Annotated in this window: 1 protein-coding gene; it reads right to left on the bottom strand. The window is 58.0% G+C overall.

Going from position 1 to position 386, the window contains the following annotated elements; all coding sequences use genetic code 11:
- Positions 1-27 precede the first annotated feature (27 nt).
- The coding region (locus B1A85_RS24155) for a hypothetical protein (protein ID WP_210404714.1) at positions 28-386 on the bottom strand (359 nt) is incomplete at its 5' end.

Raw genomic sequence — 386 nt, 5'->3', positions numbered from 1 at the left:
CTCGCTTGCGCTAACCGACAGAGTCGACTACGCTCCTGCAACCGGGTGGGATAACGACACCCCACCAGCGGACACCGACACCCCACCACCAACGGACCCGGTAGACACCGCGCCACCAACGGACACCGAAACCCCACTACCAACTGACCCGGTAGACAACACGCCGCCAACTGACCCGGTAGACAACACGCCACCAGCGGACACCGAAACGCCATTACCAACTGACCCGGTAGACAACACCCCGCCAACTGACCCAGAAGACAACACACCACCAACTGATGCCGAAGAGACACCACCACCTAAAGACGTCGACAACACACCACCAACTAAAGAAGAACACAAACCACCACCAACTGATGACGAAGACCAAACCCCACCTAAACACG

This window comes from Chroococcidiopsis sp. TS-821 (assembly GCF_002939305.1).
GTDB lineage: Bacteria > Cyanobacteriota > Cyanobacteriia > Cyanobacteriales > Chroococcidiopsidaceae > Chroogloeocystis.
This window is presented reverse-complemented; position numbering and strand designations above follow the sequence as displayed.